This is a genomic window from Bosea sp. 124 (genome assembly GCF_003046175.1).
Taxonomy (GTDB): domain Bacteria; phylum Pseudomonadota; class Alphaproteobacteria; order Rhizobiales; family Beijerinckiaceae; genus Allobosea.
Genome location: NZ_PZZM01000001.1, coordinates 1 through 25,786, shown reverse-complemented (window position 1 = coordinate 25,786; position 25,786 = coordinate 1). Strand labels below are relative to the sequence as shown.

General features: G+C 66.4%; 26 protein-coding genes. 9 read left to right on the top strand and 17 right to left on the bottom strand.

Translation table 11 applies throughout. From position 1 onward, the window contains the following. Positions 1-11: 11 nt before the first annotated feature. Positions 12-1,250 carry an aspartate kinase gene (locus tag C8D03_RS00130; RefSeq protein ID WP_108044442.1) on the bottom strand — a complete coding sequence of 413 codons (1,239 nt, stop codon included), beginning with the start codon at positions 1,248-1,250 and terminating at the stop codon, positions 12-14. Positions 1,251-1,402: 152 nt separating this feature from the next. On the opposite strand from C8D03_RS00130, the gene ubiG reads away from it, so the two are divergent. Continuing rightward, complete coding sequence (ubiG, locus tag C8D03_RS00125; RefSeq protein WP_108044441.1) at positions 1,403-2,173, top strand: bifunctional 2-polyprenyl-6-hydroxyphenol methylase/3-demethylubiquinol 3-O-methyltransferase UbiG; 771 nt, start codon at positions 1,403-1,405, stop codon at positions 2,171-2,173. 27 nt (positions 2,174-2,200) lie between these two features. Here ubiG and C8D03_RS00120 read toward each other — a convergent pair whose 3' ends face one another. Beyond that, on the bottom strand, positions 2,201-2,509 hold the full coding sequence (locus tag C8D03_RS00120; RefSeq protein WP_108044440.1) for a hypothetical protein: 309 nt from the start codon (positions 2,507-2,509) through the stop codon (positions 2,201-2,203). Between the two features lie 273 nt (positions 2,510-2,782). Between C8D03_RS00120 and ccrA the strand changes: the two genes are divergently transcribed. From ccrA to C8D03_RS00090, 6 genes are all read left to right on the top strand, one after another. Further along, a complete protein-coding gene (gene ccrA / locus C8D03_RS00115; RefSeq protein WP_108051001.1) occupies positions 2,783-4,054 on the top strand; it encodes a crotonyl-CoA carboxylase/reductase in 1,272 nt (423 codons plus the stop codon). 77 nt (positions 4,055-4,131) lie between these two features. Continuing rightward, a complete protein-coding gene (locus tag C8D03_RS00110; RefSeq protein WP_108044439.1) occupies positions 4,132-4,791 on the top strand; it encodes a glutathione S-transferase family protein in 660 nt (219 codons plus the stop codon). 107 nt (positions 4,792-4,898) lie between these two features. Beyond that, positions 4,899-5,783 carry a DMT family transporter gene (locus tag C8D03_RS00105; protein WP_181300555.1) on the top strand — a complete coding sequence of 295 codons (885 nt, stop codon included), beginning with the start codon at positions 4,899-4,901 and terminating at the stop codon, positions 5,781-5,783. Positions 5,784-5,870: 87 nt separating this feature from the next. After that, positions 5,871-7,562: an acyl-CoA dehydrogenase family protein gene (locus C8D03_RS00100; RefSeq protein WP_108050999.1), complete on the top strand. Its 1,692-nt coding sequence runs from the start codon at positions 5,871-5,873 to the stop codon at positions 7,560-7,562. A gap of 86 nt (positions 7,563-7,648) precedes the next feature. Then, complete coding sequence (locus C8D03_RS00095; RefSeq protein ID WP_108044437.1) at positions 7,649-8,380, top strand: SIMPL domain-containing protein; 732 nt, start codon at positions 7,649-7,651, stop codon at positions 8,378-8,380. 100 nt (positions 8,381-8,480) lie between these two features. Further along, positions 8,481-9,551 (top strand): HD-GYP domain-containing protein, encoded by a 1,071-nt coding sequence (locus tag C8D03_RS00090; RefSeq protein WP_181300553.1) that lies wholly within the window; start codon positions 8,481-8,483, stop codon positions 9,549-9,551. A gap of 25 nt (positions 9,552-9,576) precedes the next feature. Here C8D03_RS00090 and C8D03_RS00085 read toward each other — a convergent pair whose 3' ends face one another. From C8D03_RS00085 to C8D03_RS00025, 13 genes are all read right to left on the bottom strand, one after another. Continuing rightward, entirely contained in the window at positions 9,577-10,128 is a 552-nt protein-coding gene (locus tag C8D03_RS00085) for a cytochrome b (RefSeq protein WP_108044435.1), read from the bottom strand. Positions 10,129-10,239: 111 nt separating this feature from the next. Further along, positions 10,240-12,195 (bottom strand): bifunctional 2',3'-cyclic-nucleotide 2'-phosphodiesterase/3'-nucleotidase, encoded by a 1,956-nt coding sequence (locus C8D03_RS00080; protein WP_108044434.1) that lies wholly within the window; start codon positions 12,193-12,195, stop codon positions 10,240-10,242. Between the two features lie 168 nt (positions 12,196-12,363). Beyond that, positions 12,364-12,648 (bottom strand): addiction module antidote protein, encoded by a 285-nt coding sequence (locus tag C8D03_RS00075; protein WP_108044433.1) that lies wholly within the window; start codon positions 12,646-12,648, stop codon positions 12,364-12,366. A 1-nt stretch (position 12,649) separates the two neighbouring features. Next, entirely contained in the window at positions 12,650-12,937 is a 288-nt protein-coding gene (locus C8D03_RS00070; RefSeq protein WP_108044432.1) for a type II toxin-antitoxin system RelE/ParE family toxin, read from the bottom strand. A gap of 72 nt (positions 12,938-13,009) precedes the next feature. Beyond that, positions 13,010-14,887: a bifunctional sugar phosphate isomerase/epimerase/4-hydroxyphenylpyruvate dioxygenase family protein gene (locus tag C8D03_RS00065; RefSeq protein ID WP_108044431.1), complete on the bottom strand. Its 1,878-nt coding sequence runs from the start codon at positions 14,885-14,887 to the stop codon at positions 13,010-13,012. Continuing rightward, complete coding sequence (locus tag C8D03_RS00060) at positions 14,884-15,945, bottom strand: Gfo/Idh/MocA family protein (protein WP_108050997.1); 1,062 nt, start codon at positions 15,943-15,945, stop codon at positions 14,884-14,886. Before C8D03_RS00060 ends, C8D03_RS00065 begins: the two co-directional genes overlap by 4 nt. 196 nt (positions 15,946-16,141) lie before the next feature. Beyond that, positions 16,142-16,879, bottom strand: a complete 738-nt coding sequence (locus tag C8D03_RS00055) for an ABC transporter ATP-binding protein (protein ID WP_108044430.1) — start codon at positions 16,877-16,879, stop codon at positions 16,142-16,144. Between the two features lie 232 nt (positions 16,880-17,111). After that, positions 17,112-17,873 (bottom strand): ABC transporter ATP-binding protein, encoded by a 762-nt coding sequence (locus C8D03_RS00050; protein ID WP_108044429.1) that lies wholly within the window; start codon positions 17,871-17,873, stop codon positions 17,112-17,114. Next, on the bottom strand, positions 17,870-18,907 hold the full coding sequence (locus C8D03_RS00045; RefSeq protein ID WP_248308292.1) for a branched-chain amino acid ABC transporter permease: 1,038 nt from the start codon (positions 18,905-18,907) through the stop codon (positions 17,870-17,872). Before C8D03_RS00045 ends, C8D03_RS00050 begins: the two co-directional genes overlap by 4 nt. Beyond that, a complete protein-coding gene (locus tag C8D03_RS00040) occupies positions 18,904-19,782 on the bottom strand; it encodes a branched-chain amino acid ABC transporter permease (RefSeq protein ID WP_108044428.1) in 879 nt (292 codons plus the stop codon). Before C8D03_RS00040 ends, C8D03_RS00045 begins: the two co-directional genes overlap by 4 nt. A gap of 104 nt (positions 19,783-19,886) precedes the next feature. Then, positions 19,887-21,023 carry an ABC transporter substrate-binding protein gene (locus C8D03_RS00035; protein ID WP_108044427.1) on the bottom strand — a complete coding sequence of 379 codons (1,137 nt, stop codon included), beginning with the start codon at positions 21,021-21,023 and terminating at the stop codon, positions 19,887-19,889. Between the two features lie 88 nt (positions 21,024-21,111). Beyond that, complete coding sequence (locus tag C8D03_RS00030; protein ID WP_108044426.1) at positions 21,112-21,996, bottom strand: shikimate dehydrogenase; 885 nt, start codon at positions 21,994-21,996, stop codon at positions 21,112-21,114. Between the two features lie 103 nt (positions 21,997-22,099). Beyond that, positions 22,100-23,041 carry a LysR family transcriptional regulator gene (locus tag C8D03_RS00025; RefSeq protein ID WP_108044425.1) on the bottom strand — a complete coding sequence of 314 codons (942 nt, stop codon included), beginning with the start codon at positions 23,039-23,041 and terminating at the stop codon, positions 22,100-22,102. A 171-nt stretch (positions 23,042-23,212) separates the two neighbouring features. Here C8D03_RS00025 and C8D03_RS00020 point away from each other — a divergent pair, with 171 nt between their 5' ends. After that, positions 23,213-23,743, top strand: coding sequence for a dihydrofolate reductase family protein (locus C8D03_RS00020; protein ID WP_108044424.1), 531 nt, complete (start codon positions 23,213-23,215; stop codon positions 23,741-23,743). Positions 23,744-23,775: 32 nt separating this feature from the next. Here C8D03_RS00020 and C8D03_RS00015 read toward each other — a convergent pair whose 3' ends face one another. Further along, a complete protein-coding gene (locus C8D03_RS00015) occupies positions 23,776-24,273 on the bottom strand; it encodes a DUF4142 domain-containing protein (protein WP_181300551.1) in 498 nt (165 codons plus the stop codon). Between the two features lie 91 nt (positions 24,274-24,364). Further along, a complete protein-coding gene (locus C8D03_RS00010) occupies positions 24,365-24,718 on the bottom strand; it encodes a VOC family protein (protein ID WP_108044422.1) in 354 nt (117 codons plus the stop codon). A gap of 194 nt (positions 24,719-24,912) precedes the next feature. On the opposite strand from C8D03_RS00010, the gene C8D03_RS00005 reads away from it, so the two are divergent. Next, positions 24,913-25,665: a hydratase gene (locus tag C8D03_RS00005; protein ID WP_108044421.1), complete on the top strand. Its 753-nt coding sequence runs from the start codon at positions 24,913-24,915 to the stop codon at positions 25,663-25,665. The last annotated feature ends 121 nt before the right edge of the window (positions 25,666-25,786 follow it).

Below are 25,786 nucleotides of genomic sequence, written 5' to 3'. Positions count from 1 at the left end.
TCGAGCGGCTTTTACGCCGCATCGAGCCCATAGAGCGAATGCAGCGTCCTGACCGCCAGTTCGGTATAGGCGGCGTCGATCAGCACCGAGAACTTGATCTCGGAGGTCGTGATCGCGCGGATGTTGATGCCCTTCTCCGACAGCGCCCGGAAGGCGCGCGCGGCGACGCCGGCATGGCTGCGCATCCCGACGCCGATCGCCGAGATCTTGACCACATCGGTCGCGCCCTGCAGCGCCTGATAGTGGATCGCGTCGTGCAGGCTCTCCAGCAACGTCCGGGCGCGCTCGTAATCGGCGGTCGGCACGGTGAAGGTGATGTCGGTCGTCGCCTGGTCGTCGGACACGACCTGGATGATCATGTCGACATTGATGTTGGCATCGGCGAGCGGGCCGAAGATCGCGGCTGCCACGCCCGGCTTGTCGGCCACGCGCCGGAGGGTGATCTGGGCTTCGTCGCGCGAGAACGCGATGCCGGTGACGATCTGCTGTTCCACGATGTCGTCCTCGTCGCAGATGAGGGTGCCTGGATTGGGATTGTTGGGATCATCGAAGGAGGAGCGCACATAGGTCGGCACGCGGTGGACCATGGCGATCTCGACCGAGCGAACCTGGAGCACTTTCGAGCCGAGCGAGGCCATCTCCAGCATCTCCTCGAAGGAGACCCTGTCCATCCGCTTCGCCTTCGGCACCACGCGCGGGTCGGTCGTATAGACGCCGTCGACATCGGTATAGATGTCGCAGCGATCGGCCTTGAGGCCGGCGGCGATGGCGACTGCCGAGGTGTCGGAGCCGCCGCGCCCGAGCGTGACGATCCTGCCCGACTGCGCATGCACGCCCTGGAAGCCCGAGCACACGGCGATCTCGCGGTTGCGGTCGAAGCCGGCCAGGATGCCGGCGCCGTCGACGCTCTCGATGCGCGACGAGCCATGCGCGTCGGAGCCGTAGATCGGAATCTGCCAGCCCTGCCAGGAGCGCGCCGGCAGGCCCAGTTCGTGCAGCACCAGCGCCATCAGGCCGGAGGTCACCTGCTCGCCCGAGGCGACGACGACGTCGTATTCGGCGCGGTCGTAGAGCGGGGCGGCTTCCTTGCACCAGGAAACCAGCTCGTTGGTCTTGCCCGACATCGCCGAGACCACGACCGCGACCTCATGGCCGGCGTCGAATTCGCGTTTGACATGCCGGGCCGCGTTCTTGATGCGCTCGACAGTGGCGACGGACGTGCCGCCGAATTTCATCACCAGACGGGCCATGGCGGTCCAGAGGCTCTCGACTATCGCGGGTCCCGCTTCGAAACGGGACGAAAGGTCACCCTCGCGCCTGGCGCGGGGCGGGTGTAGATGACGGGCAGCGGCCGGCCTGTCAATGCGACGAGGGGCGGAGGCAGGCAAACGGAGGCAAGACCATGGCTGCGACGGCCCAGCGCGAAGACTCGATCCGGAACGGTTCGACCATCGATTCCGCGGAGGTCGCGCGCTTCGAAGCGATCGCGAAGACCTGGTGGGACCCCAGGGGGCCGATGGCCGTGCTGCACAAATTCAATCCGGTCCGGCTGACTTTCATCCGTGACCTCGCCTGCGAGCGCTTCGGGCGCGACCCGAAGACGCTGAAGGCGCTGGAGGGGCTGACCCTGGTCGATATCGGCTGCGGGGGCGGCGTGCTCTGCGAACCGCTGGCGCGGCTGGGCGCGCAGGTCACGGGGCTCGACCCGGCGCCGACCAACATCGCGGTCGCGAGCGCCCATGCCGAGGCTGGCGGGCTCTCCATCGATTACCGCGAGCAGACCATCGAGGCGCTGGTGGCTGGTGGCGCCCGCTACGACATCGTGCTCGCGATGGAGGTGGTCGAGCACGTCGCCGATGTCGAGGCCTTTGTCGCAGCCTGCTGCGCGGCCGTGAAGCCCGGCGGGCTCCTCGTCATGGCGACGCTCAACCGCACGCTGAAATCCTATGCGCTCGCCATCGTCGGCGCCGAATATGTGCTGCGCTGGCTGCCGCGCGGTACCCATGACTGGCAGAAATTCGTGACACCCGACGAACTCGGCGACGCGATCGAGCGCGGCGGCCTCGAGCTCGGCGACAGCACCGGCGTTGTCTACAACCCCTTCACGGATCGCTGGTCGGCCGCACGCGACACGGACGTCAACTACATGCTGGCGGCGCAGCGCCCGGCCTGAGTGGCGCTTGGGAGCGCGGCGGCCCGTTCAAAGCCAGCGGCGGATCGTGCTCAGCACGATCAGCGTCACCAGCCCCGAAGCCAGGGCGACGAAGGAGACGGTCAGCGCCGAATTATGTCCGATCGTGTAGCCGAGCTTGCGCCAGAGCAGCGTCCCGAGGATCGCGCCGGTGAGCACCAGCAGGCCGTTGATGATGATGCCGAAGGCGCCGTCGCGCAGCAGCACGTCGGAGATCCAGCCGAACAGCAGCACGCCGACCGCGACGATGGCCAGGAAAATCACGAGCTGCGGTGTCGACATGTCCGGCAGGCCGAGCATCAGGATCAGGGCGCGCATGGAACATCCTCGGAAAAACGCCCGGATGATATAGCATCCGGCCGTTAAGGGGATGCTGCAGCATCGGACAGGCCTCGGCAAGGATCGCGCAGGACTCCGCAGGATCGCACGCGAGGCATGGCCGGCGCCTCTCGCCATCGGTCATTTTGCGCTGCATCATAGTCCGATGGGTGGATGGCGCGCCGCAGCATAAGGTGCATGATCGTGGCCAAGTCCGCTGGGGCCGCTCCGGCGGCTCGCAAGCCGCCGGACAAAAGCAGGGGAGAGACGACCATGTCCAAGCCGCAGCCCACCGCGACATCGCATAAGAATCTCTACGAATTCGGCGAGTTGCCGCCGCTCGGCCATGTGCCGGCGAATATGTATGCCTGGACGATCCGCCGCGAGCGTCACGGGCCGCCGCAGGACAGCTTCCAGATCGAGGTGGTCCCGACCTGGACGATCGGCGAGGAGGAGGTGCTGCTCCTCGTGATGGCCGGCGGCGTCAACTACAACGGCATCTGGGCGGGCCTGGGCCAGCCGATCTCCCCCTTCGATGTCCACAAGGGCTCGCTCCACATCGCGGGCTCGGACTGCTCCGGCATCGTCTGGGCGGTCGGCTCGAAAGTGAAGCGCTGGAAGGTTGGCGACGAGGTCATCGTCCACTGCAACCAGGACGACGGCGACGACGAGGAGTGCAATGGCGGCGACCCGATGTTCTCGTCCTCCCAGCGCATCTGGGGCTACGAGACGCCGGACGGCTCCTTTGCGCAGTTCTGCCGCGTCCAGTCGCGCCAGCTCATGCTCAAGCCCAAGCACCTCGCCTGGGAGGAGGCCGCCTGCTACACGCTGACCCTGGCGACGGCCTATCGCATGCTCTTCGGCCACGCCCCGCACACCATCAAGCCCGGCGACAATGTGCTGGTCTGGGGCGCCTCGGGCGGCCTCGGCGTCTTCGGTGTGCAGCTTTGCGCCGCATCGGGCGCCAACGCCATCGGCGTGATCTCCGACGAGACCAAGCGCGATTATGTGCTGGGGCTCGGCGCCAAGGGCGTGATCAACCGCAAGGATTTCAATTGCTGGGGCCAGATGCCCAAGGTCAACAGCCCGGAATACAACGACTGGACCAAGGAGGCCCGCAAGTTCGGCAAGGCGATCTGGGACATCACCGGCAAGAAAGATGTCGACATCGTCTTCGAGCATCCCGGCGAGGCGACGTTTCCGGTCTCCTGCCTCGTCGCCAAGCGCGGCGGCATGATCGTGTTCTGCGCCGGCACCTCGGGCTTTAACATCACCTTCGACGCCCGTTATGTCTGGATGCGCCAGAAGCGCGTCCAGGGCTCGCATTTCGCCCATCTCAAGCAGGCCAGCGCCGCCAACCAGTTCGTCATCGACCGCCGCGTCGACCCTTGCATGTCCGAGGTCTTCCCATGGGAGAAGATACCGCTCGCGCATCACAAGATGTGGAAGAACGAGCATGCGCCCGGCAACATGGCCGTGCTGGTCTATTCGCCCCGGACGGGCCTGCGGACCTATGAGGACGTCGCGGAGGCCCTGGCGGGATAGGGCGCCGGCCCGCAGGCTTGCGCCGGAGCACGATAACACTTAATCGTTCGGTAAAGTAACGATCGATCGAGGTGTCGATGTCCCTTCAGCTCTATGCGCACCCTTTCTCGTCCTATTGCCAGAAGGTGCTGGTCGCTCTCTACGAGAACGACACGCCCTTCACCTATCGGCTGCTCGGCCTCGATGACCCGCAAGCCGGCGAGGAACTCGCCGCGCTCTGGCCGCTGAAGCGCTTTCCGGTGCTGGTCGACGGGCCTGAGACCGTCATCGAGTCGAGCATCATCATCGAGCATCTCGCCCTCTCGCATCCCGGTCCAAGCCCGTTGCTCCCGGCCGGCGCGAAGGCGGCGCTGGCCGTGCGGATGATGGACCGCTTCTTCGACAACTACGTCATGACGCCGATGCAGAAGATCGTCTTCGACCACATCCGCGAGCCGCAGGACCGCGACCCGCATGGCGTCGCCGACGCGCGCGCCATGCTGGACGCTGCCTATCAATGGCTCGACGCAAGGCTGGCCGGGCGCGAATGGGCGTGCGGAGACGATTTCGGTATGGCTGACTGCGCTGCCGCGCCGTCGCTGTTCTATGCCGACTGGGTCCATGAGATCGATGTCGCCTTTCCCAACACCCGCGCCTACCGCGCGCGACTGCTGACGCGCCCGTCCTTCGCGCGCGCCGTCGATGAGGGGCGGCCCTATCGCCACTTCTTCCCGCCGGGAGCGCCCGACCGCGACTGAGGCGGCCCGGGCTTTCACCCGCCACCCCGCACATGGCGGGAGGGCGTCGACGCGCTGTCACGGACCTTGGAAGCCATGTAGAGCATCGCGCTCGCGAAGCCGGTCCCATGCTGTCATCACCCCTGTTCCTGCGCGCCATCCCGCTGATCTTCACCTTCCTGTGGTCGTCGGGCTGGATCGTCGCGGGCTATTCGGCGCAATACGCCGATCCGCTGACCTTCCTGTCCGTCCGCTTCGCCAGCGCCGGGATCTTGCTCGCCGCGCTTTCGCTGGCTGTCGGAGCACGCTGGCCTGCGACGCCGCGCGCCTGGCTCGACTGCATCATTGCCGGTGTCCTGCTCCATGCGCTCTATCTCTGCGGCGTCTGGTGGGCGGTGCGCCATGGCCTGCCGGCCGGCATCTCCGGCCTGATCGCGGGCCTGCAGCCGATCCTGACCGCCATACTCGCCCCCGCCCTCGTCGGCGAGCGCATTTCGCCGATCCGCTGGGCCGGCATTCTGTGCGGCTTCCTCGGCATCGCGCTGGTGCTCGAACCGAAGCTCGTCGGCGTCGATCCGGTGGCGCTGTGGGGCATCCTGCTGCCGGTGGCGGTGAATGTCGTTGGCATGGTCGCGGTGACCTTCGGCTCCTTTTTCCAGAAGGCCCGCATCGTCTCGGGCGACCTGCGCACCGTCACGACGATCCAGTATGCCGCCGCTTTCCTGTTCACGCTCCCGCTCGCGTTCATGCTCGAGCCGATGCGGATCGAGTGGAACCTGACCATGGCGCTCGTCCTGGCCTGGTCGGTTCTGGCGCTCTCGCTCGGCGGGATCGGGCTTTACCTCATCATCCTGCGGCGCGGCGAGGTCTCGCGCATCGCGACCTTCCTCTATCTCGTCCCTGCGCTGGTCGCGCTCGAAGCCTGGTTCCTGTTCGGCGAGACGATGTTGCCGATCCAGATTGCCGGCATGGCGCTGACGATCATCGGTGTCGTGCTGGCGAGCCGGAAATAGCGCCGCGACCCCGGCTTCACCCGAAAGACGGCTTTTCGTCCCTTCGCCGTTCAGCATATGCTGCGTCGCAACAAGGGAGAGAAAACCATGAGCGCGAACGCCGCAGCCGCCCCGTCGCAGATGCCCGCCGGGGCCGTCGCCTTGATCGGGGCGGCGCTGCCGGGTTTCGAGGCCCTGCTGCAGGAGGCGATTGCCGCCGTGCGCGGCAAGGTTACGGCCGACGGCAAGATCTCCTCGGCACTGCTGGAGGCCGAGCAGCACGCTGCCCATGGCCTGTCCTGGCTCGCGACCTATGTCATGGCGCTGCGCGAGCTCAAGGCCTATGGCGAGCGCCTCGGGGCGGAGGACCGCTACGGCGCGGTTGAGGATTACGCCATCCGGATCGGCGCTGGCGAATATGCCGCCCAGATCTTCGGCGGCATCCCGATGAGCCAGGGCGAGATCGTCCGGCTGGCAGCGCTCGGCCTCCCGGCGAGGGCCATCGCAGCCGCACGTTCGGCCGCGGCCGAGGCGTTGATCGCCGAGGGCAACACGCCGGAGAACCGCGCCCGCCTCGTCGCCCTGTTTAGCCAGGATGACGGCGCCGCAGCTGTCGGCGATCCGGGCCTCGACGAGACGCTTGAGGCGATCCGCTCGGAGATGCGCCGCTTCTGCGCCGCCGAGGTCACCCCCCATGCCCATGAGTGGCATCTGAAGAACGACTACATCCCGATCGAGGTGGTCGAGAAGATGGCCGAGCTCGGCGTTTTCGGGCTGACCATTCCCGAGGAATTCGGCGGCATGGGCCTCTCCAAGGTCTCGATGTGCGTCGTCTCGGAAGAACTCTCGCGCGGCTATATCGGCGTCGGCTCGCTCGGCACCCGCTCCGAGATCGCGGCCGAACTGATCCTCTGCGGCGGCACGCCGGAGCAGAAGCAGGCATGGCTGCCGAAGCTCGCTTCGGGCGAGGTCCTGCCGACGGCCGTCTTCACCGAGCCCAACACCGGCTCCGACCTCGCCAGCCTGCGCACGCGCGCGGTCCTAGACGGCGAAGGGGATGCCGCTGTCTGGAGGGTCTCCGGCAACAAGACCTGGATCACCCATCCCGTCCGCGCCGACATCATGACGCTGCTGGTCCGCACCGACCCCACCGCCGCCGGCTATCGCGGCCTCTCGATGCTGATCGCCGAGAAGCCGCGCGGAACCGATGCCGATCCCTTCCCGGTCGCAGGCCTCACCGGCGGCGAGATCGAGGTGCTCGGCTATCGCGGCATGAAGGAATACGAACTCGCCTTCGACGGCTTCGAGGTCAAGGCGGAAAACCTGCTCGGCGGCGTCGAGGGGCAGGGCTTCAAGCAGCTCATGCAGACCTTCGAGGCCGCGCGCATCCAGACGGCGGCCCGCGCTGTCGGCGTTGCCCAGTCGGCCTTCGATCTCGGCCTGCGCTACGCCCGCGAACGGGTCCAGTTCGGCAAGAAGCTGATCGCCTTCCCGCGCGTCGCCGACAAGCTCGCGATGATGGCGGTGGAAATCCTGATCGCCCGCCAGCTCACCTATTTCGCCGCCCGCGAGAAGGATGCCGAGCGCCGCTGCGACCTCGAGGCCGGCATGGCCAAGCTGCTCGGCGCCCGCGTCGCCTGGGCGGCGGCCGACAACGCCCTCCAGATCCACGGCGGCAACGGCTTCGCGCTGGAATATCCGGTCAGCCGCGTGCTCTGCGACGCCCGCATCCTCAACATCTTCGAGGGCGCTGCCGAAATCCAGGCCCAGGTCATCGCAAGGCGGCTCGTCGAGGGGTGAGGGCCACTCTCCGGCAATAATTTCGACATGATGGCCCTGCTTCTCTCGGCGTGCCCGGAACGGGACGAGAGCAGCAGGATCATTCGATGTCGAACCGCGTAGCCACCGTGTTTCTTGGATCGGCGCTTCTTGGCGCCGTTGCGGCGCTGTCGGCCCCCGCCATGGCGCAGCAGGGCCCGACGCAGCCTTCGCCCCGGATCAGCGTCAGCGGGGAGGGTGAAGTCAGTATCGCCCCCGATATGGCGATCCTCACGCTGTCGGTGCTGCGCGAGGCAGACACCGCGCGCGACGCGCTCGGCGCCAGCAGCGAGGCGATGAAGCAGGTGCTCAGCGCCTTGAAGGTGGCCGGCATCGCCGAGCGCGACCTGCAGACCGCTGGCCTGAACATCCAGCCGCGCTATACCCAGCCCGGCCCGCAGGCCAGGCCTCAGACGCCGAAGATCAGCGGCTATGCGGCGAGCAATGCCTTGACGGTCCGTATCCGCGATCTTTCGGTGGTCGGCGCCATCCTCGACAAGGTCGTCGGCCTCGGCGTCAACCAGGGCGGTGACATCAGCTTCGTCAACGACGATCCACGGCCGAGCCTGACGGAGGCGCGCAAGCGCGCCGTCGACGACGCCGTTGGACGGGCGCGGACGCTGGCTGATGCTGCGGGCGTCAAGCTGGGCCGCATTCTCTCGATCGAGGAACAGGCGGCCCGGCCGGGTCCGATGCCGAAGATGATGCGGGCGGCGGCCGCGGACAGCTTTGTTCCCGTCGAGCGCGGCGAGAACAGCTACAGCACCACCGTGAATGTGGTCTTCGAGATCGCGCCTTAGCGCATCGACCGGAAGCCGCATCCGAATAAGCAGTAAATTCATAAATTCCATGTCCCATGTCCTGCGATACGATGACGCCGGGCCGGGGAAACCTGCGGGAATGCTTCTGATCACCGACCGCCCGGACGAAAGCCGGGACCTGGCGCGACGCCTCGCTCTCTGGGGGCCGTGCACGGTCGTCGGACTTGAGCAAGCGACCGATGGTCCCGTCACCCAGCCGACGATCGTCGTCAGCGACGCCGACCTCGGACAGAGGCGGTCGGTCGAGGCGATGCGGGTCGCGCTGGCCCGGCACCGCAGCCGGGGAGCGCCCTATATCTGCCTTCTGCGGGACATGACCGCGCGCTCGACCATCCAGGCCCGAGCCATCGGCGCGACCGAGGTCCTGCCCGCTGACGCGGCCTGTTCCCTGCTTCTGCAGACGGTTAGCCAATTGCTGCGGGAGGAGGACGGCGGTGATCCGGCTCGCGGCACGGCGGCCTTCACCCGCGCCCATCTCGCGACGGCGGCGGTGTCGCTCGCCGACATGCTGGAATCCGCCTCCGCCGGGAAGCCGATCCCGCTCGGCGCGGTTGATGCTTCCGTCGACGCCATCGACCAGATGGCCGGCGCCAGCGACATTGGCGACTGGCTCCAGGTGGTGTGGAGCTATGACGATCTGACCTATCAGCACTGCATGCTCGTCGCTGGCCTTGCGGCGAGCTTCGCGCATCAGCTCCGCTTCTCGGCGGATGACCGCCGGCTGGTGACCCGGGCGGCCGTGCTCCACGACATCGGCAAGGCCAGGATTCCGCTCGACATCCTGCACAAGCCCGGCGCGCTCGACGAGGCCGAGCAGGCCGTGATGCGCAGCCATCCCGCGCTCGGCCATGCGATGCTGCTGGCCCAGGGCGGCTTCCGGCCCGAGGTGCTCGCCGCCGTCCGCTCGCATCACGAATATCTCGACGGGTCTGGCTATCCCGACAAGCTGGGCGGCGACGAGATTTCCGACATCGTGCGCATGATCACGATCTGCGACATCTATGCAGCCCTGATCGAGCGGCGCAGCTACAAACCGCCGATGCTGCCCGACCAGGCCTTCGACCTTCTGCTGCTGATGCGCGGCAAGCTCGATGCGGCCCTCGTCGGCGCCTTCCGTCAGGTCGTGCTCAAGACGGCCCGGGCCGCCTGACGGTGGCAGGCCCGGGACGCGCCTTTCACGGCCGTGGCAGCATCCGGCGCAAGACGCCATCCTTGAGCACCACATGGTGCCAGAGCGCCACCAGTGCATGCAGTGCGGCGAGGCCGATCAGCGCATAGGCCGCCCATTCGTGGATCTCCTTGACCGGACGTGACACCGTGCGCGCGGCGGCAGCGGTGATCGGCGGAATGCTGAACAGGCCGAGATCCAGTCCCTGACCGCGCAGGACGGCATAGACGAGGCCGATCACGGGCACAGCCAGCATCAGCGCGTAGAGGCTGGCATGGCCGAGGCCCGAGGCGCGCGCGACCAGCGGCGAGCGATCGGTCGGCGCCGGCGGGCGATGGCCGAGCCGCCAGGCCATGCGCGTGCCCAGCAGTGCCAGCAGCCCCAGTCCGATCACCTTGTGGGTTTCGACGATGCCGTGTTCCCAGGTTTTCGGCAGGAGATCGACGATCAGTCCGATGGCGAAGGCCAGGGCGATGAGAAGCGCCATCGACCAGTGCAGCAGCCGCGCCACCGGATCGTAGACGGAGGCGGCGGCGAGGGGCTGGGGCGTGGATATCATGGAGCAGGCCGATCATTGATTAGAATAATTCTAATCTATATCAGAGCGAAAGCGACGCAAAGTTAAATTTTGTCCATGCATTCCGGTGGCAAGAGCTCGCGCCCGGCTTCGTCAGCCTTGCAGCCGGTATTTCGCGAAGCCGTCGCCCGCATCGCCCGCAGGCTGCGCTTTCAGCCCTTCGGGCAACTTGCCAGCCGCGGCGGGTGAGGTGACGAAGGTGACCTCGACACCCGGCGGCAACGGCGCCAGGGCCCAGTTGTCGTCGGCCTTCGGCTCGATCGTCTTCTTGTCGAGGATATAGCGCACGACGACGTCGCGGTTCAGGTCGGGCGCCTCCAGCACCACGGTCGTCTTCGTCCCCGGGAAGTTGCCGCCGCCCGAGGCTCGGTAGTTGTTGGTGACGACGATGAACTCGGCCGCCTTGTCGATCGGCTTGCCCGCGAAGGCGAGATCGACGATGCGATGCGCCTCGGGCGCGACGAGCTTGCCGTTGCCGTCGTAGCGCGACGGCTGCGTGACGTCGATTTTGTAGGTCACGCCGTCGATCACGTCGAAATTGAAGGCCGGGAAGCCCGGATCGATCAGCGGCTGCTCGGCGATCTTCGTCGGGTCGATGCGGTTGAAGATGCCAGCCGAGCGTTCGAGCCATTCGGCGACTTGCGCGCCGGTGACCTTCACGACCTGCACCGTGTTCGGGTAGAGATAGATGTCGGCGACGTTCCGGATCGTGATCGGCCCGGCCGGGATATCGGTGAAGAAGGCCGGTCCCGCCCGGCCGCCCGATTTGAACGGCGCAGCGGCCGAGAGCAACGGCAGGTCCTTCCAGGGCGACTGCGCCATCAGCCCCTTCGCATAGGCGATCTGCGCCTCGGCCACGATCTGCACCGAAGGGTCGTCGGCGACCAGCGCGAAGAAGCTGTTGATCGGTGAGGCGGTCGTGCCGACCGGTTCGCGCATATAGACCAGCGTCGCCTCGTGGTCGGCCTTGACGCTGGCGAGCACGGCAGGTTCGGCGGCCGCCTTCGCGACGATTTTGCGGTCCGGCGTCCGCTCGTAGATCGGCTTCGGCTCGACCTTGAATCCGGCGATCTGCCAGCGCTCGCCGCGCTTCTCCAGATCGAGATCGACGATGCCGAGATGCGAGCCCCAGAAGCCGGGCTGGCAGGCCGGCTTGCCGTGCAGCGTGCCCTTGACGTTGTCGACGCCGGCAATGCTGTCGAAGGCCTTTCCGCCGGGGAAGACGAGATGCTGGTGGCCGGTCAGGATCACGTCGATGCCGTCGAGCGCGGCGAGATGCAGCGCCGCGTTCTCCTCCATGCCCTTCCGCTCGCCGCCGGCGATGCCGGAATGGCAGAGCGCGATGACGAGGTCGGGACCGGCCTTCAGCAGTTCGGGCAGATGCTTGTGCGCGGCGTTGACGATGTCGCTGGCGACGACCCTGCCGTCGAGATTGACCTTGTCCCACTGCATGATCTGCGGCGGAACGAAGCCGATCACACCGATCTTGAGGACATGCTGCTGCCCGGCCTCGTCCTCGAAGCTCTGCTCGAACAGCCGCCAGGGGTCGACCAGCGGATAACCGCCGATCCGCTCGACATTGGCGCAGACCAGCGGGAATTCGGCCTTGGCCAGCCCGTTGTCGAGGAAATCGAGCCCGTAATTGAACTCATGGTTGCCGAGCGTGCCGCAGAGATAGGGCAGCGCGTTCATCGCGGCGATCATTGGATGGGTCTCGCCGGGCTTGAGCCCCTTCTTGTAGGCGATGTAGTCGCCCAGCGAAGAGCCCTGCAGGAAGTCGCCATTGTCGAACAGCAGGCTGTTCCTGGCCTCGGCCTGGGCCGCCTTGATCAGGCTCGCGGTCTTGGCCAGGCCGACCGTGTCGTCGGCCGCATCGCGGAAATAGTCGTAAGGGACGACGTTGACGTGGAGGTCGGTGGTTTCCAGCACGCGCAGCTTCATGCGGGCAGGCGTCTGGGCTGCGAGCGCCGATGGCAGGGCGGCGCTGGCGGCAAGGGCGGCTGCGGCTTTCAGCGTGTCACGGCGGTTGAAACGGCATTCGCGTGCCATGGCCTGCTCCTGATCTGCCGCGCCACACACAGGCTAGCACCGCAGCATCGCCATGACACGGTGAAGATATGACACGGTGAAGATCATCGCCTCGCGACGATCCCGATGTCGTCAGGGTTCGGCGCGCCTCGTCGAGAGCTTGCGCTGCGAGGGCTGCGCTCCAGGACCTCAGCAGGGCACGACCGCCAATCTCAACCCCAGGGCCTTGGTTGCTTTGGTGAGCGTCTCGAGCGTCGGGTTCCCCCCAGGCCTGAACGTCTTGTAGATCGCTTCCCGGCTCAGCCCCGTTTCTCCGGCGAACGCCGTCACGCCCCGTGCCCGCGCGATGTCACCGATCGCGGCCGCAATGAAGGAGGCATCGCCGTCCTCCAGCGCAGCCTCGATATAGGCCGCTTGATCCTCGGGCGTCTTCAGATAGTTCCGGACGTCGAATTCCCGCGTTTCGATAGGCATCCTAAAGCTCCTTTGCCATCTGCCTTGCCCTGGCGATGTCCGCCGCCTGCCGGCGCTTGTCGCCGCCGCACAGCAGGATCATCAGTTCGGCGCCGCGCTGGATAAAATGCAGCCGATATCCCAGGCCATGATCGATCCGCATCTCGCCGATGCCATCGAAGTGCTTCACATCGCCGAGGTTGCCGCCTTGCGCGCGCCGGACCCTCGCAACGATCCGGGCACGTGCCGACACATCGCGCAGGCCTTGTAGCCAATCGGCGAAAACGGCGGTCTCGATGACCCAGATCATGTGTATCTTGATGCACGATCACGCGGCCGACCGTCAATTAAGACACACAATCTTCACCGGCAACGCGACGATCTAAGGCTCCCGCAGCGGTCGCGGCATCGTCACCGGACGTGCTTCCCGGGCCTGCGCCGCGAGCCGAACCGGCGCATTCACCGCCCCGAATCCGGAATAGCCGCCGCGTCGCTCGACGATCTCGAAAAAGAAGCGCTGTGCAAAGACATGGCTGTAGACCTGCAGGAACTCGGCCTCGCCGTCGCGGTCGTAGAGGATGTGGTGTTCGCGCAAGGCGTCGATGAAAGCGGGTTCGAGCCCGTGCCGCGCCTCCAGGTCCTCGTAATAGTTCTCGGGGATGTCGAGGAAGGAGAGCCCCGCCGCGCGCATCGCCGTGACGGCCGCGAAGATGTCGGGGGCGTCGAAGGCGATGTGCTGCACGCCCGAGCCGAAATGCTCGGAGACGAAGCGCGACGACAGGGTGCGCGTCGCCTGCGAGCCGTTCAGGATGAAGCGCACCGCCCCGTTCGGGGAGACAATGGGCCGGCTTTCGACGAGCCCCGCCGGATCGGCGATGGCGAGCTGCGGAATCCGGTCGAGCTGGAAAAGCGAGGTGTAGAACAACAGCCAGGACAGCATCTCGTCATAGTCCATCGATTGCGAGATGTGGTCGACATGGCCGAGCAACGCTGGCCGCTTGGCGGCGTCGTCCTTCGCCGCAATGAAATCCGTGTCCCAGATATCGCCGAGGTCACCCTTCGGCTGCGTGAAATAGATCAGCGAGCCGCCGACGCCCCGGATCGCGGGAATCTGCATCTCGCCGGGCCCGACGGGCTGTTCGAAGGCCGCGATCCGCAGCTCCCGGGCGCGCGCCACGGTCTGTTCGACATCCTCGACCCGCAGGCAGATCGCGCAGACGCCGGGGCCATGCATGATCGCGTGGGACTGCGCGAAGCCGTCCTTCTCGGTGTTGAGCACGAGGTTGATGCCACCCTGGCTCCAGCGCGTCACGGATTTGCTGCGATGCGTGCCGGTCTGGCGGAAGCCCAGTGCGGAGAGGAGCCTGGCGAGTTCAGCCGCCGTATCCTCGTCGAGCGCGAATTCGATGAACTCGACGTCGACGAGCCCGGTGCGCGGCGGCAGATGCGGAGCGGTCTGGTCGGCCAGCGCGATCAGCGAGCGCATGCCATCCGTGGCCAGCCGCCGGGCCGAGCCGGCGCGGAACTGGTCGTTGAAGATCTCGTGCGAGAGCGGCCCGGAATAGCCGGTCTGCGCGATGGCCCGGACGAAATCGGCGACGGCAAGATCACCCTGACCGGGAAAACAGCGGAAATGCCGGCTCCAGCTCAGCACGTCCATGTCGAGCTTCGGCGCGTCGGCGAGCTGGACGAGGAAGATCCGGTCGCCGGGAATCGAGGCGATCGGCCCCAGCGGCGACTGGCGCGCCAGCGTGTGGAAGGAGTCGAGGATCAGCCCGATGCGCGGATGGTCGGCCCGGCGCACGATTTCCCAGGCGTCACGGTAATCGTTGACGTGGCGGCCCCAGGCGAGCGCCTCGTAGCCGACGCGCACGCCGTAGCGCGCAGCGAGATCGCCCAGTTCGTGAAGGTCGGCCGCGGCGCGGTCGATCCCGCCCAGCCCCTGCGGCGAGACATTCGAGCAGATCAGCATCAGCTCGGCGCCGAGTTCGTTCATGATCGCGAATTTGCGCTCGGCCCGGGCGAAGGTCCGCGCCCGCAGCGGTTCCGGCATGCCCTCGAAATCGCGGAAGGGCTGGAAGGCCGAGATCGTCATGCCAAGATCGGCGATCATGCGGCCGACATCGCGCGGGCCGCCGTCGAAGGTCAGGAAATCATTCTCGAAAACCTCGACGGCATCGAAACCGGCGGCGGCAATCGCCTGGAGCTTCTCGGGCAGGTCTCCGCTGAGGGAGACGGTGGCGATCGAGGTCGGGTTCATGCAGCTTGTGCCCTTGCCTGTCCTGCGATGGTGACGAGGCCGCCACGCCGCGCAGCCTCGCTGACGGCCTCGACGACAGCAAGTGTGCGCGCGGCGTCTGCGGCGTCGGTGATCGGCGCTTCTGTGCCGCGGATCACAGCGCAGAAATGCCGGATCTGCTCGGCCAGCGGCTCAAGCGGCTCGACCGCGAGGCTCTCCCGCAGCAGCGGTTCCCACCAGCCTTGCCTGCCCTCATAGTGCCAGCGTTCGAGCCCGGGCAGCGACAGCGAGCCTTCGCTCCCCGCGATCAAGTAGCAATGCCCCTCGCGCTGCGGATACGCCTTGTTCTCGCCTGAGGAGAGCTCCCAGCTCCAGGGCGAGGGCGTCGCGTCCGAGACGGTTGCCGTGCCGAGTGCCCCATTGGCGAAGCGGAAGATCAGCGCGGCGGTGTCCTCGACTGCAAGGCCACGCGCGGCGTTCGAGGTCATCGCCTGCACGCTGTCGATCTCGCCGCAGATGAAGCGCAGATTGTCGATGTCGTGGATCAGGTTGATCAGCACCGGCCCGCCGCCGGGCTCGCGCCGCCAGGCGACGTCGAAATAGTCGTCCGGTTTGCGGATCAGGAACAGCGCGTTGACCGCGACCAGGCGCCCGAGCCTGCCTCCCTGCACGAGCTTGCGCGCCGCCTTGACGATCGGGTTGTGGCGTCGGTGATGGCCGCCGAGCACGGGCACACCCGTGCGCGCCTGAACCTCGACCAATTGCCGCGCCGCAGCCACGCTCTCCGCCAGCGGCTTCTCGATCAGCACGGGAACGCCGGCTTTCAGACAGTCGATGGCGCCCGGCACATGCATGGCGTTGGGCGTGGCGATGATCGCGCCATCGGGCTTCATCGCGGCCAGCATTTCGCCGATCGAGGCGAACCATGGTGTGCCGCGTTCTGTGGCGAGCGCCCTGGCGCCATCCGTGGGGTCGCAGATCGCGGCGCAGTCACAATCCTGCGAAGCGTCGAGGCGTTCGAGATGCGCCCGACCGATCAGCCCCGCGCCGACGAGGGCGATGTTGAGGCGGGGGCTCATGCCGACCTTCTCGCGCTGGAACCGCGACGCCACTCCCTCCCCCCGCTTGCGGTGGGGAGGGCTGCGGTGGGGGGCAGTGCCGCTCGGCAAGCCGCTTCAGGACGGAGCTCCGGCTTTCCGGCCCCCCACCCTGACCCTCCCCGCCGCATGCGGGGGGAGGGAGTAGGGTGGCGGCTCGTCATGAGGAGGCGGCCCATCACGCCGCCTCCGTCAGTGCGCCGCCGAGAAACAACTGCGCGACGCGCGGGTCAGCGAGGATCTCGGCCGCCGGGCCCTGCATCCGCGTCTGGCCGAGTTCGAGCACGAGGCCTTCATCCGAGATCTCGAGCGCCGAGCGCGCATTCTGCTCGATCATCAGGATGGTGACGCCCTTGGCGCGCAGATCCATCAGGATGCCGAAGGTTTCCTGCACCAGCATCGGCGACAGGCCGATCGAGGGCTCGTCGATCAGCACGAGCTTGGGATCGAGCAGCAGGCCACGCACGATCTCGAGCTGCTTCTGCTGCCCGCCCGAGAGTGTCGAGGCCTGCACGTCGGCCTTGGCCCGCAGCGCCGGGAAGCGGTCGAGCGCCGCCTCGATGCGTTTGGGCATGTCCGTGATATGCGAACCCGCCGCGACCGCGCCCAGCTCGATATTGTGGCGCACAGACAGTTCCGGGAAGATGTTGCGCCCCTGCGGGACGTAGCAAATCCCGGCCTCCAGCAGCTTGCGTTGGCTCCAGTTGGTGATCTCGGTGCCCTCCAGCCGGATCTGGCCCTCGCGCACCCTGAGCAGCCCGAAGATCGCCTTGAACACGGTCGATTTGCCGGCGCCGTTGGGGCCGATCACGGTGGTGATGGCGGCGCGTGGCACCTTGAACATGGTGCCGTTGAGGATGGTCATGGCGCCGTATCCGCCGACCACGCCATCGAGTTCGAGGATGGGTGTGGTCATGGCGTGAGCCTCCTTTCGGACTGCACTGCGCGAGATCGGCAAAGCTCTTCCCCTCCCCCTGGTGGGGAGGGGATAGGGGTGGGGGGCGAGCGACTGGGTAAATCGCTGGACAGCAAAACTCCTCCGCCGGCGCGTTCGATCCGAAGACCGCTCACCAGGCGGGTCGCCCCCCACCCCCAACCCCTCCCCACGAGGGGGAGGGGAGTTGCCGTCGTCGTGCTCCTCATGAGCCTCAATGCCCCAGATACGCTTCGATCACGGCCGGGTTGGCCCTGACCTCGGCAGGCGTGCCTTCCGCCAGCACCTTGCCCTCGGCCAGCACGATGACGCGCGAGCACAGGCTCATGACGAAATCCATGTTGTGCTCGATCACCACGAAGGTCGCGCCCTGCTCGGCATTGATGGCGCGCAGGCGCTCCTTGAGGTCGCCCAGCATGGTCAGGTTGACGCCGCCGGCCGGCTCGTCGAGCAGCACGAGGCGTGGGCCGGCCATGAACGCCATGGCGGCATCGAGCAGCTTCTGCTGGCCGTAGGAGAGCCCGCCCGCCTTGGCATCCGCCAGATGGCCGAGCTTGAAGAAGCCGATCATCTGCTCGGCCTTTTCCGTCAGCCCCGCATCGCGCGCGCCGAACAGCCGCGACAGCATCGAGCCCTCATGCTCCTGGCCCGCGAGGATCAGGTTCTCCCGCACAGACAATTCCGGGAAGACCTGCAGGAGCTGGAAGGTGCGGCTGACGCCGAGCCGGTTGAGATCGGACGGGCGCATATTGGTGACCTCCCGCCCGTCGAGCTTCACGCTGCCTTCGGTTGGCTCCAACTGGCCGAGAATGCAGTTGAACAGGGTCGACTTGCCGCAGCCATTCGGCCCGATGATGCCGAGAATCTCGCCCTCATTCACCGAGAAGGAGACGCCGTTGACCGCCTTGATGCCCCCAAAAGCCTTGTGCAGGTTGCTGACTTCCAGAACTTTATTACTTGGAGAGACCTGGTTCATCGGCTGTCTCCCCGCTTGCCGGTGAGCTTCGCCCAGGCGCGCTCCAGCAGGCCGCTCACCCCTTGCGGGCAGGCGATCAGCAGCAGCATCACGATGGACGCGAAGATGATCAGATAAAGCGATCCGGCGAAGCGCAGCCATTCCGGCAGCACCACGCCGAGCAGCGCGCCGACGAAGGGCCCGAGCAGGTAGCCGGACCCGCCCGCCACCACCATCAGCAGCAGGAAGAAGCTTTGCGACAGCGAGAAGGGCGAGGGGTCGATGAACTCGACCAGCGGCGCATAGAGCGCCCCTGCAAAACCCGCATAGGCGGAGCCGATGGCGAAGGCGAGCAGGGTATAGGCGCGGGTGTCGATGCCGAGGCTCGCGGCCCGGATAGGGTTCTCGCGGAGCGCGGTGAAGGCGCGGCCCCAGGGTGAGCGGATCAGCCACCACAGCGCCACCGCCAGGATGAAGGTCACCGCTACGACGAAGCGGTGGAATTCGAGCGCGCCGAACAGCTTGATCCCGAAGAAATCCGGCCGGTTGATGTTGGAGATGCCGAAGACGCCGCCGGTGAGCCATTGCTCGTTGCGCAGGATCAGCCAGATCAGCGTCGAGAAGGCGAGCGTGACGAAGGCGAGGTAATGCGCCTTGACCCTGAGCGCCGGGAAACCGAGCAGGATGCCGACCGCGAAGGTCAAGAGCCCCGACAGGGCAAAGGCGGCATACCAGGACACGCCGGCCTTGGTCGTCAGCAGCGCCGTCGTATAGGCCCCTAACCCCATGAAGGCGGCCTGCGCCAACGACTTCAGCCCGGCATAGCCCAGCGTCAGGTTGAGCCCCATCACGGCGATGCTCATCACCAGCCAGAGCGACAGCACATAGGTGCCGTAGCGGCCCATCCCGACCGGCGCGAACCACAGGATTGCGGCGCCGATCACGAGGGTGAGAAAGGTGCCGTCGATCGTGCCGGCAATGCCGGGCAGCCGGGCGAGGCGAGGGGAGGCCGTCAGGCGCCCGTTGGTCGCGGGCTGGGTTGCGGGCGCGCTCATACACGGCGCTCCTCTCTGCGGCCCATCAGCCCTTCGGGCTTGAGCAGGATGATGACGACGAGCAGCACGAGCGGCACGGCGAGCCGGTAGGAGCTGGAGATGTAGGCGGCGGCCATCGAATCGACGATGCCGACGACGAGCCCGCCGACGAGCGCGCCGCGCACCTGGTTGAAGCCGCCGACGATCGCCGCGATGAAGGCGAAGAGGCCGATGACCTCGCCATTGGAGAATTTCGCCAGATAGATCGGCGAGATCAGCACCGAAGCGACGACCGCGAGCGCGGCATTGATGACGAAGGTTAAAAGCACCATGCGCTCGACCGGGATGCCGAGGATGCGCGCCACCGTCGGGTTCTGCGCCGTTGCCTGCATCTGCCGGCCGAGCCGCGTGCCGCCGACGAACCATTGCAGCAGGCCAATGACGGCGAAGGCGCAGGCGATGATCGCGAGATGCTGCAGAGAGATTGCCGCGCCGAAGACCTCGATCGTCTGCGTCGGCACGAAGGAGGGGAAGTTCTGCGCCTCGGCCGAGAAGCCGTCCTTGGCGCCTTCCTTCATGATGATCGACAAGGCCATGGTGGCGATGGCGAGCGGCAGCACGCCATGCCGGATCATCGGATCGACCACGGCGAGCTTGAAGCCGATGCCGAAGATCGCAATGAAGGCGGCAATTCCGATCAATGCGCCCAGCCAGACCGGCGCGCCGAACAGCTTGATCGCGAGCAGCACGAGCACGGCCGGCAACATCACGAACTCGCCCTGCGCGAAGTTGATCGTCTGCGAGGTCTGCCAGACCAGCGTGAAGCCGATCGCGGCGAGCGCATAGATCGCCCCCGTGGCGATGCCGGCGATGAGATAGGCAATGAATTCGGCCATGGCGGTCTCGCTCTTCTGATGAGCGGTTGAAGAAAGGCGAGGGCGGCTCGACCTGAGCCCCTCCCCACGAGGGGGAGGGGTTTAGGTCGCGGTTTCCCGGCCCCTTACGGCCTGATCTTCGGCAGCGTTGCGTTGATCACCTGCTTGCCGTTGATGACCTCGGCGAGGAAGCTCTCGCGGTCGAGGTCGCCATTCTCCTCGATGGTGGTCTCCATCAGGATGCCGGGCTCGTCCGAGGGCTTGATCGTTGCGCCGCGCAGCGTGTCGGCGACACCCTTCTTGTCGAACTTCTTCTGCTTTTCGGTCGCCCATTTGACCATGTAGACGGCCATGTAGCCCTTCAGGCCGTTATGGTCGGAGGCGTAGTTGTACTTCGCCTGGAACTTCTTGCCGAACTCCTGGAAGGCCGGGATCGGCGCGTCGATCGACAGCCCGACATGGCCGCGGACGCCATTGGCGGCCTCACCGGCGAGTTCGATCACCTTGGCGCCGAGCAGCGTCGTTTCGCCGACCATCGGCTTGGTGATGCCCTGCTGCTTGGCGGCGCGCAGGAAGCGAGCGCTCTCCTCCTCGTTCAGATAGACGAAGACCGCATCGGCATTGGAGTTCTTGATCTTGATCGCGTCAGCCGCGAAATCGGCCTGGCCCTGTTCGGTCGCGACATCGGCAGCGACCTTGATGCCGGCCTTTTCAAGCTCGGGAATGATCGCGTCGCGACCGCCCTTGCCGAAGTCGTTGTTGACCCAGACGACCGCGACCGAGCCGGCCTTGACCGTGTTCTTCAGGTAGTTGGCGATCTTGGGCATCGCTGCCGTCTGGCTGAGCGAGGTGCGGAACAGGAACTGGTTGCCCTGCTTGGTCAGTCCGGCCGCCTCGCCGCCGACGAGCTGGGCGATCTCGGCCCGCTGGGCGATCTGCATCGAGGCGCCGATCGGGCCTGAGAAGACCGGGCCGAGCACGGCATAGGTGCCTTCGTCGATGGCGCGCTGCACGGCAGCGCGGGTGTTCCCCGGATTGGTCTGGGTGTCGTAGTGGACGATCTCGATCTGCTTGCCGAGGATGCCGCCCTTGGCATTGATGTCGGCGACGGCGAGGTCGATGCCGTTCTTCCAGTTGGTGCCGGCGGTGGCGCCGGCGCCCGACAGCTCGACGACATCGACGAGCTTGACCTTGTCCTGCGCCGAGGCCGGCAGGGCAAGCGCGGTCGCCAGCGCGGTGGCGATGATCCATTGGGTCTTCATAAGGCTGTCTCCTCCAGGGTTTGGCTTGGTGTTCTTGTTGGTTTCTTGGTCGCCCGGCTGTCGCGGGTCGTTCGTCGTTCGGATGATCTCAGGCTGCTTTGTGGCTCGCCTCCTGTGCGGCCAGGGCTCGGTCGAAGGCCTCGGCGATAGCCCCGGCCGGGGGCTGCACGCCGGTGAACAGCGTGAACGCGTCGACGGCCTGGTTGATGCTGAGCTCGCGGCCCGTCATCACCATGGCGCCCGCTGTCTGCGCGGCTTTGAGCAGCGGTGTCCAGAGCGGATGATAGACCGCGTCGGCGACCCATTGAGACTTGTGGATGAGGCCGGCCGGAATCGGGCTGTCGCGGTTGGGCAGCATGCCGATCGGCGTGCCGTTGACGAGGCCTGCCGTGCCGGCCGCCGCCGCCTCGACGCTGGTGCAGATCTCGACGCGTGCCCGCGCGCCGATCTGGGTGGCGAGCGCCTGCGCCTTGGCGGGGTCGCTGTCGAACAGCTTGAGATGGCCGACGCCGCAGCCGACGAGCGCAAAGCCGATCGCCTTGCCGACGCCCCCCGTGCCGATGATCGCGACCGGCGCGTCGCCGTCATCGCGGTTAAGCGCGCGATAGGCCGTGGCGAAACCCGTCGCATCGGTGTTGTGGCCGGTCAGCACCCCGTCCCGCGCCACGACCGTGTTGACGGCGCCCATGGCGGCCGCCTCCTGCGAGAGCGCGTCGAGCAGCGGAACGACTGCCTCCTTGTAGGGATAGGTCACATTGACGCCGGAAAAGCCCATGCGGCGCACGCCGTCGAGCATGGCGACGAGATCGTCGCGGCCCGCACCCGCCACCTCGATCAGGTGGTAATGCAGCGCGAAACCTGCCGCCCGCGCTGCCGTCTCATGCATGGCAGGCGCGGCCGAATGCGCGATCGGCGAGCCAATCAGCCCGAGCAGCACGCGCTTCGTCCGGTTGGCGATGGGAATGCCCGGCATCGTCTCGTCCCTGTTGGGCTCGCCCGTCTTCTCGGCAGGCGTTGCCGCGTGGAGAATAGGCCGATCGGGCCTGATAACGCGATAACCAATTGGTGTCGGTTACCTAACCTGATGTTATCTTTCCAGCGGTCCTTGCGGCCATGGTCGCGCGCGGCCTGACGACCGCATCCATCTCCTGCCGCAGCAGGGCCACGAAGGTTTCCGCATAGAGGGACGGGGCCTTGTCGTTCTTGATCGCGACATAGGTCTGGAACTGCGTCGGCTCGGCGATCGGGATAGCCACGATGCCTTGCATCGAGCCATGTGCGACGGTGAACTGGTCGATCACGGCGATGCCGAGCCCGGCGCGCACCAGCGAGCAGACCGTGGTGCCGAAGCGGGCCTTGATGACGATGTCGTAGCCGAGCCCCTGCCGGCTGAAGATCTCGGCCATGATCCGGCCATAGGGATCGTTCGGATCGATGCCGATCAGCTCGTGGCGCACGATCTCGGCCGCCGAGATCACCTCGCGCCCGGCCAGCTCATGCCCTTCCGGGACGATGCAGAGCAGTTCGCCGATGGAGAGCGGCACGAAATCGATGCCGGGATGGTCGAGCTTGTAGCTCATCGCCGCGATCTCGCCCTTGCCGAGCAGGAGATAGTCGAGCGCTTCCTCGATCTTGAGGATGTTGATGTCGAGGCGCAGATCGGGATGCTTGCGCTTCAGCTTCTCGATCGCGCGCGGCACCATGACGTGGCAGATGCTCGGCACCGAGCCGATCCTGAGCTCGATATCGCCGCCGCGCTCGATCCGCGCCAGCGTGTAGTGCAGGTCGTCGACCTTCTTGTAGACCCCGTTGATCTGCTCGAAGATGTCGTTGGCTTCCGGCGTCGGCACATAGCGGCCGTGCCGGCGCTCGAACAGCTTCAACCGCAGCGTCCGCTCGGTATGCTTCATCAGCCGGCTGATCCCCGGCGACGAGACCGCGAGCAGCTTCGCCGCGCCGCTGATCGTCCCGGCGATCATGATGGCGCGGATCACCTCGATCTGTCGCAAGGTGAGCATGTCGCGCTGTTCCCTCGTTCGAAGGCCAACGGAGGCGGGCTGTGCGCGGCTGTCAAGCGGACCTCTGATTATACGTCATGCAGACAAAGCCACGCGGGTCGTGCCCGATCTCGATGACGGGCGACAGCAAGTCGCGCTATTTTGAAGAACTTGGGTTGGAGATTTGGCACGATGGCAAAGATCGTCTTCGGAATGAATCAGTCCTTGGACGGCTATGTCGATCATCAGGAGTTTGCTCCCGATCCCCTGCTCTTTCACCACTGGACAGAGCATGTGCGCGGCCTCGCGGGCAGCGTGTATGGCCGCCGCATGTACGAGATCATGCGCTATTGGGACGAAGACGACCCTGCGTGGACCCCGGAGCGCCGCGATTTCGCGGTGGCTTGGCGGAAGCAACCGAAATGGGTCGTGTCGCGCTCGTTGAAATCGGTTGGCCCCAACGCCACGCTTGTCGAGGGCGACGTCGAGGCGACGATCCGTGGGCTGAAGGCACAACTCGTTGGGGAGATTGCCGTTTCCGGCCCGGACTTGGCTCGAAGCCTGACCGAACTTGGCCTCATCGATGAGTATCGACTCTACCTCCACCCGGTTGTTCTGGGGGGCAGCAAGCCCTTTTTCGCCGGCTCCCGGCCGCGGCTTCGCCTTGTGACCAGCGATGTCATCGGCAGGGACACGATCAGGCTGACATACGTTCCTGCCTAGTCGCGCCAAGTGTTCAACGGATCGGGCGCCGCTCAGTCCGGCGTCGGCAGCGCCTTAGCCTTGCGGTCGAGATACTGCAGCGTCGGCAGGGCCTTGGCAGCGAACCTCTTCAATTCAGGGTCTGAACCGCTCTCGGCATAAGCCGCGACCAGCGCCACAGTTTCCTGCTGCGCGGCGCGCTGGGCAGCGACATAGGCCTTGTCGAATTCCGGCCCCTGCATCGACGAGAGATCGCGCAGCATGTCGAGATGGCGGCTATCGGGGCGCTCCGGCAGCGCGATGTCGGAACGCCGCGCCGTAATCTGCCTCAGGCTGCTGCCGGTCGTGCCGTGATCATTCGCGAGGCGATGGGCGAAACTCTTGATCTCGGGTGAACTCGTCTTGTGCAGGGCGAGCGTCGCCGACTCGACCCCGAACATGTTCGCGACCGCGGCTTGGGCCGCGAAGTCCTGCGGCAGCAGCGACGTCTGCGCGGAGGCAGAGGAGGCGCTGAGCACGGCTGCCGTGACGATCGGGAGGAGCAGTCTCATCGCGGTCGATGCCTTTCCATGGTCGCTGGGGAGCATGGTCGAGCAACCCGGGAGGGCAGGCGGGGTTCCGAAAAACCTGCCTGCGCCACGCTCAAGGCTTCGACCAGACCGCGAGTTCGTAGCCGTTGGGATCGCTGAAATGGAAGCGCCGCCCGCCGGGGAAATCGAACGCCGGCTTCACGATGCGCCCACCCGCCGCCTCGATCCGGCCTTGCGTCGCGGCGAGGTCGTCGGCGTAGAGGATGACCAGCGGTCCGCCCGGTTTGGGCGTCCCTTGCGTGGTGAAGCCGCCTTCCAGCCGTCCGTCGGCGAAGGCGCAGTACTCTGGTCCGTAGTCGGTCATCGTCCAGCCGAAGGCGGCTGCATAGAAGTCCCGCGCCCGGCCGAGATCGGCGACGTTAAACTCGACATAGTCGATCCGCTGGTCGTTTTCGGACGCTGTCATGCAGTTGTGCTCCCTGATTGAGTCCCGCCACGAAACGTCAGTCTGCCGTCCGCTCGTGGCGGGAGTGTGAGGCGGTGCTGCCTTGCCGGGGGCGGCCGCTCCGTTTAGCAGGGTGGCATCGAGGACACGGCTCGTGCAGGGTGCGGGCCGGATCGATCAAGACAAAACGATACACGAAGCCGGGGACGAGACGCATGCCGACCACGAACGAGACCCTGCGCGATGCGCTGGTTGCCGCGCGCCGCGACAAGGCCCTGATCGAGATGACGGAGCAGCCGGTTCCCGCGTCCTTCCTCGAAGGGCTGGGCGTGCAGGCTGCGATCGCCAAGCGCCTCGGCCATGCCGAAGCCGGCTGGAAGGTCGCCATCGCCGAGGGCGGCTTGCCCGTCGCCGGCCTGATGCCGGGGCCTTATCTGGCGCCGGGAGACGTTTATGACGGCGCGATCGGTGCCGAGCTCCGCGTCGAGATCGAGATTGCGCTCAGGCTCGCCAGAGACGTGCCGATGCGGCCGGGCCAGCCCTATTCGCGTGCCGAACTGCTGGGCCATTGCGACAAGGCCTATCTCGGCATCGAGATCGTCGAGAGCCGCCTCGCCAACTGGCAGGGCGTGCCCTTCGCGCTCTGGCTCGCCGACGCTCTCGGCCATGGCGGCTACTATCTCGGCCCGGAACTCGACATGAAGGTGCTGGACGACCTGACCGGGCTCGGCTGCTTCATCTCGCTCAACGGCGTCACGATCTACGACCAGGCGGCGGTGCATGGAAACGGCGATCCGATGGCGCCTTTCCTCGCCTGGGCAAACCGCAAGGACGAGCTGATGGGCGGCTTGCGCGCCGGCCAGATCGTCACCACGGGCAGCCTCTGCGGCGGGGTTCTCTCGCCGGGCAAGGGCGAGATCGTCACCAAGCTCAGCCCGCTCGGGACAGTATCGCTGACGCTTCGCTAGGATGTGTCGCTCGACCTTGTCGATGATCGCAAGATCATCGACATTGCGAGCGATCACGCTCTGAACACAGTTAGACCTCAATCGTTGCGTGCTGGTGGCGTTGTCTGGAGGCTGGATGCGG

Excerpts from the sequence above, each read along its gene's own strand:
- C8D03_RS00130 (WP_108044442.1), bottom strand. The coding sequence starts at position 1,250 with ATGGCCCGTCTGGTGATGAAATTCGGCGGCACGTCCGTCGCCACTGTC.
- ubiG (WP_108044441.1), top strand. The coding sequence starts at position 1,403 with ATGGCTGCGACGGCCCAGCGCGAAGACTCGATCCGGAACGGTTCGACC.
- C8D03_RS00120 (WP_108044440.1), bottom strand. The coding sequence starts at position 2,509 with ATGCGCGCCCTGATCCTGATGCTCGGCCTGCCGGACATGTCGACACCG.
- ccrA (WP_108051001.1), top strand. The coding sequence starts at position 2,783 with ATGTCCAAGCCGCAGCCCACCGCGACATCGCATAAGAATCTCTACGAA.
- C8D03_RS00110 (WP_108044439.1), top strand. The coding sequence starts at position 4,132 with ATGTCCCTTCAGCTCTATGCGCACCCTTTCTCGTCCTATTGCCAGAAG.
- C8D03_RS00105 (WP_181300555.1), top strand. The coding sequence starts at position 4,899 with ATGCTGTCATCACCCCTGTTCCTGCGCGCCATCCCGCTGATCTTCACC.
- C8D03_RS00100 (WP_108050999.1), top strand. The coding sequence starts at position 5,871 with ATGAGCGCGAACGCCGCAGCCGCCCCGTCGCAGATGCCCGCCGGGGCC.
- C8D03_RS00095 (WP_108044437.1), top strand. The coding sequence starts at position 7,649 with ATGTCGAACCGCGTAGCCACCGTGTTTCTTGGATCGGCGCTTCTTGGC.
- C8D03_RS00090 (WP_181300553.1), top strand. The coding sequence starts at position 8,481 with ATGCTTCTGATCACCGACCGCCCGGACGAAAGCCGGGACCTGGCGCGA.
- C8D03_RS00085 (WP_108044435.1), bottom strand. The coding sequence starts at position 10,128 with ATGATATCCACGCCCCAGCCCCTCGCCGCCGCCTCCGTCTACGATCCG.
- C8D03_RS00080 (WP_108044434.1), bottom strand. The coding sequence starts at position 12,195 with ATGGCACGCGAATGCCGTTTCAACCGCCGTGACACGCTGAAAGCCGCA.
- C8D03_RS00075 (WP_108044433.1), bottom strand. The coding sequence starts at position 12,648 with ATGCCTATCGAAACGCGGGAATTCGACGTCCGGAACTATCTGAAGACG.
- C8D03_RS00070 (WP_108044432.1), bottom strand. The coding sequence starts at position 12,937 with ATGATCTGGGTCATCGAGACCGCCGTTTTCGCCGATTGGCTACAAGGC.
- C8D03_RS00065 (WP_108044431.1), bottom strand. The coding sequence starts at position 14,887 with ATGAACCCGACCTCGATCGCCACCGTCTCCCTCAGCGGAGACCTGCCC.
- C8D03_RS00060 (WP_108050997.1), bottom strand. The coding sequence starts at position 15,945 with ATGAGCCCCCGCCTCAACATCGCCCTCGTCGGCGCGGGGCTGATCGGT.
- C8D03_RS00055 (WP_108044430.1), bottom strand. The coding sequence starts at position 16,879 with ATGACCACACCCATCCTCGAACTCGATGGCGTGGTCGGCGGATACGGC.
- C8D03_RS00050 (WP_108044429.1), bottom strand. The coding sequence starts at position 17,873 with ATGAACCAGGTCTCTCCAAGTAATAAAGTTCTGGAAGTCAGCAACCTG.
- C8D03_RS00045 (WP_248308292.1), bottom strand. The coding sequence starts at position 18,907 with ATGAGCGCGCCCGCAACCCAGCCCGCGACCAACGGGCGCCTGACGGCC.
- C8D03_RS00040 (WP_108044428.1), bottom strand. The coding sequence starts at position 19,782 with ATGGCCGAATTCATTGCCTATCTCATCGCCGGCATCGCCACGGGGGCG.
- C8D03_RS00035 (WP_108044427.1), bottom strand. The coding sequence starts at position 21,023 with ATGAAGACCCAATGGATCATCGCCACCGCGCTGGCGACCGCGCTTGCC.
- C8D03_RS00030 (WP_108044426.1), bottom strand. The coding sequence starts at position 21,996 with ATGCCGGGCATTCCCATCGCCAACCGGACGAAGCGCGTGCTGCTCGGG.
- C8D03_RS00025 (WP_108044425.1), bottom strand. The coding sequence starts at position 23,041 with ATGCTCACCTTGCGACAGATCGAGGTGATCCGCGCCATCATGATCGCC.
- C8D03_RS00020 (WP_108044424.1), top strand. The coding sequence starts at position 23,213 with ATGGCAAAGATCGTCTTCGGAATGAATCAGTCCTTGGACGGCTATGTC.
- C8D03_RS00015 (WP_181300551.1), bottom strand. The coding sequence starts at position 24,273 with ATGAGACTGCTCCTCCCGATCGTCACGGCAGCCGTGCTCAGCGCCTCC.
- C8D03_RS00010 (WP_108044422.1), bottom strand. The coding sequence starts at position 24,718 with ATGACAGCGTCCGAAAACGACCAGCGGATCGACTATGTCGAGTTTAAC.
- C8D03_RS00005 (WP_108044421.1), top strand. The coding sequence starts at position 24,913 with ATGCCGACCACGAACGAGACCCTGCGCGATGCGCTGGTTGCCGCGCGC.